Genomic DNA, 4,034 nt, shown 5'->3' on the forward strand with positions numbered 1-4,034 from the left:
ACCCGCAGACTCAACGCCGCAGGGCAAAGCTCGGCGGTCATCGTCTCAGGCCACAAGCAGGAACTCAAAAGTGTGCTTGCGCTCGCCGGACTCACGACCGCCGACCTGATCAAGTCGAACTAACAATGTCGGCGCTCATCGCATCCGCCGCCGTTGACAGCGGCGAGGTTTCCGGCCTTGTCGTGGCTGGGATCTTCTCGCTACTGACCGCCGCCATCACAGCCGCAGGACTCATTGTCGTTGCACTCGTCCGCATGAAACGGTCCAACACTGTTGACCACGGCCAAGTCATCACCGAACTGAAACTGTTGACCGTCGGCCAAGAACAACTCTCAAACATCGTTGTACGACATATCGAACACGACCACAACCAAAGGGGAACCAATGAACATCATCGCCGCACTGCGTAACGAAGCCCGAATGGCTTGGAGTCTTGCCGACGACGGCACCAAAGCCGCGATCCGCACCGCCTACCAGAACGTGCAAGCCGCAGTCGCCATCGCACTGTTCGCTGTCGCATCATCCGTTGTTGCTTGGGCATCAGGTGCCGACGTTGACCTGCTCGACACGATCGCTGTCGGCCGTACCGCTACCGGTGTCGCAGCGCTCGCAGCGATCGCATCGCTGAAGGCCTACTACATGAACCGTGGCGACAAGGGCGCACGCTACGACAACTGAGAGCGCCACCGAACACCCGAATCCGTGAAGGCAACCAAAGGGGAAACATGGGACTCGCAGACGCAATCAACGAAACACTCAACGCTCAAGCCAAACGGCTCAAGGTGGACGTCATGCTCGAACAGATGGACGCAGACGACGCCGCAGCGCTTGACGTCGCGCTCCGCGACCTGACGCTGACCGCCGGCAAACTGTCCGAAGCGCTCCGCCGCAACGGCACGCCGATCACAGAGAACCCCATCCACGAATGGCGGCGCCGCAACCTGGAGGCGGCAGCATGAGCCTGGCTGACGCGCTCAAGACTGCCCGCCCACCTGAGATTGTTGTGAAGGACACGCCCGTCCCGAAAGGCTGGGAGCGCGGTGTCAGTTGGTCCGGCAACGATGGCACGGTCACGACCGGACCTATCGACACTGAAGTCAACGCCGCCGTCTGGAAAGAACTGATTGCCGACTGGGGTCTTGACTCCGAGCACGTCGAAGTCATCGACGGTTCAGTCAAGTTCAAAGGCTGGGATACCCCGGTCAAGGGGACGACGACGGGCGCAACGATCCGGCTCCGGTCCTACTCGGCACGCGTTCAGCAGCGCGGGACAGCGACCGCCGAGAACATGGCCGATGTTGAAGCGTTGTGCAAGATCGCGTCGAAGAAGAACCCGCCACGCAAACAGCCGCCACCAGCCGAAGACGCCGAACGCGGCCTGCTCGTGGCGCTCGCAGACTTCCAGATGGGCAAGGGCGAGGGTGGTGGCTCAGAAGCAACCGTGAACAGGGTGAGCGCCGCAACCGGCCGAATCCTTTCGCGCCTCGCTGAACTCAAGAAGGTTGGCAGACCGATCGACGTCGTCTACCTCGTCGGCCTCGGTGATCTTGTTGAGGGATGCTCGGATAGTTACGAGATGCTCACATGGTCCGCTGATCTCAGCCGCCGGGATCAAGTCAAGGTGACACGTCGCCTCATCTTGCAGATGGTTGACGACATCACCGACGCCGGCTATCGGATCGTCCTGTCAGGTGTTGCCGGGAACCACGGCGAGAACCGCAAGAACGGCAAGGCGTTTACCGACTGGGAAGACAACGACGACCTGGCGGTCGTGGAGATGGTCGGTGAGATCCTTGCCGCGAACCCTGAGCGCTACGCGAACGTGTCCGTGTACCTTCCCGAAATGCTCAGCATGACGCTCGATATTTGCGGTGTCAACGTCGGTTTTGCTCACGGCCATCAGATGCGTGGCGGTGGCGCCAACGCTGCGGTCAAGGTGGAGAAGTGGTGGTCCGGTCAGATCGTCGGCAACCAGCCAACGGCCTCGGCGCGCATCCTCGTCACAGGTCACCTTCATCATTTCATCTGTTCCGAAGGTATCGGCCGAACCTGGTTCCAATGTCCCGCGATGGATGGCGGCAGCCAGTGGTTCGTCGAATCGTCTGGACAGTCGGCCCCGGCCGGCATGTTGACGTTCGGTGTCGGGACAACGTACGGCACCCGAGGTTATGGAGATGTAGAGATCCTGTGAGGTACGCACTCGTGTTCGCTGCCGGTGCCGTGTTCGGTGCTGTTGCTGTGATGGTCGTCGACATGGTCGAAATGTTGATCCAAATGTTCAGCGACGATGTCCTGATGTAGCTATAACCCTTCGTTGCCGTTCGGTGGCGAAGGGTTATAGCCGACACAGATCGAGTAAGCCGAGAATAGTCGGTGTCCCCACGGGGGCCGTCTCGGCGCACGTCTCCGACGTGTCCAATCATCACCGGCAACGGTGATTGCTGCCTACTCGGGCTAAGTGAGATACGGCGTCGGGCAGACGTGCCCGACGCCCTCACCGAAACAAGATCCCCGCTACCACGGGACCATCTGAACCGTCCGGCTCGCGCCTCCCCCTGCGAGTCGGGCGGTTCTTTTGCGTTCACGGGCAGCGCAACCCTGTGACCAGGGACTATTCACACAGGGCCGTCTAAGGCGTTCAAACCGGCACCGTGGGCACTGATGGCAGGCGTTTCCGGCGTCATCATGTCACCACCGTCACCGGGTATGCGACACCGCCAGGGATGAGGGTGCCAGCGACAGCGTCGGTGATGTCGTATGCGTCGCTGGGGTGTCCGCGATACTCGGGTAGGTGGTAATACCCGTTGCCTCCAATCGCAACACACTCACTATCAACCACCTCGTTTACGACTGCAACAGGCGTCCCGAGTGCAAGCCGACCGTGCACCGTGCATCGGATGGCGTTCTCTCCGTCGCCCGCCATGAACGTCTCATAGCTGACGATCTCAACGATGGCCGGATAGCCGAGGCCGTTGCAGTGTTCGCAATGTTCCGTGCTGTCGCCTGGTTGCATCCCGACCCATCCGCCATAGCACGAATCCTGCTCGCATTTCACCCAGCCTGCCAGCCACGTGATCGACGGCATCTCGTTCGGTAGCAGCCATTTACTGTCTGCCGGGAACATCTTGCGGGCAACAGCTTCCGGAAACACAACCTGCTGGATCGTCTGCGTCATTGGTTGTTCCTTCCGTAGGATGTTCTCGGTAGTGCATTCCGTTGATCCGGCTCATCGCTCATGGTTCCCTCTTCTCTGTCAGATCGACTGACCAAGCCGGGTCGCGGTCCCAGTAAGTCCAGAAGCCGAGAGCGTGGTGCTCGTCCAGTTTTTCCAAGTCGGCCCGAGTGAACTCGCGCACGTCTTGCCTGTCGACTGAATCACCGAAGTACCAGACTCGCCCGATGCGCCCCACCGACTGCCACCGAAGTAGAACGTCAAGCGCAGGCCGGATATGGCACCACGGGCCGCGCTCGTAATGCTCATCCCACACTCGCCACATGCTGTCGAGTCTGGCAAAAGGTGGGTTGGGCCCGTAGGTGCCTGTGTCTTCGGAATACTCGGTGGTCCACACAAAGCGATTGTCTGAATCCTGCCTGCGCTCAAAGTCTAGTGAGATCGAACTGAGGGCTTCGTCGTCGCCGTGAAACTCAAACTCGATACAAGCGTCAAGACCCATTGTGCGTATCCTCTCCGGCTCGATCGCCGCTCATATCGCGCCCTTCCGGTACTTGCGCTCAGCCACCAGGCAGGCGGCACAGACCGTCTCACCGTGGCTGCGATGCCGAACCGCTGCCGAACGCGTTCCGCACGGCTGCAACACTCGAGGCTGACCGCCACGGAGGCGTGCCCGATACTCGCGGGCCCGCTTAGCTTCGGCCCCCGTCATTGATCGAGGGCGATGTAGTAGGGCTCGCCGTCCACGTAGACAGCGACGCTGTAGGCCTTCGGTGACACGGTGACTTCCACCTGGTGCCGACGCTCGCCGGTCTTCGGATCGATGGCGTCGATCTTCACGCAGTCAGCCACACCCCGACCC

General features: G+C 60.8%; 5 protein-coding genes. 4 read left to right on the forward strand and 1 reads right to left on the reverse strand.

Annotation, left to right across the window (positions count from 1 at the left end; genetic code table 11):
• The first annotated feature begins 125 nt into the window (after nt 1–125).
• From ACH2EI_RS20785 to ACH2EI_RS20800, 4 genes are read left to right on the forward strand one after another with little or no spacing between them, the layout of a single operon-like run.
• Nucleotides 126–410, forward strand: a complete 285-nt coding sequence (locus ACH2EI_RS20785) for a hypothetical protein (RefSeq protein ID WP_395153060.1) — start codon at nt 126–128, stop codon at nt 408–410.
• Nucleotides 385–678, forward strand: a complete 294-nt coding sequence (locus ACH2EI_RS20790; RefSeq protein ID WP_395153061.1) for a hypothetical protein — start codon at nt 385–387, stop codon at nt 676–678. Before ACH2EI_RS20785 ends, ACH2EI_RS20790 begins: the two co-directional genes overlap by 26 nt.
• A gap of 47 nt (nt 679–725) precedes the next feature.
• Nucleotides 726–959 carry a hypothetical protein gene (locus ACH2EI_RS20795; protein WP_395153062.1) on the forward strand — a complete coding sequence of 78 codons (234 nt, stop codon included), beginning with the start codon at nt 726–728 and terminating at the stop codon, nt 957–959.
• Nucleotides 956–2,191 carry a hypothetical protein gene (locus ACH2EI_RS20800; protein ID WP_395153063.1) on the forward strand — a complete coding sequence of 412 codons (1,236 nt, stop codon included), beginning with the start codon at nt 956–958 and terminating at the stop codon, nt 2,189–2,191. Before ACH2EI_RS20795 ends, ACH2EI_RS20800 begins: the two co-directional genes overlap by 4 nt.
• Before the next feature lie 492 nt (nt 2,192–2,683).
• On the opposite strand, the gene ACH2EI_RS20805 is transcribed toward ACH2EI_RS20800, so the two are convergent.
• Nucleotides 2,684–3,175, reverse strand: a complete 492-nt coding sequence (locus tag ACH2EI_RS20805; protein WP_395153064.1) for a hypothetical protein — start codon at nt 3,173–3,175, stop codon at nt 2,684–2,686.
• Nucleotides 3,176–4,034 lie beyond the last annotated feature (859 nt).

Source organism: Ilumatobacter sp., from assembly GCF_041688325.1.
Classification (GTDB): Bacteria; Actinomycetota; Acidimicrobiia; order Acidimicrobiales; family Ilumatobacteraceae; genus Ilumatobacter_A.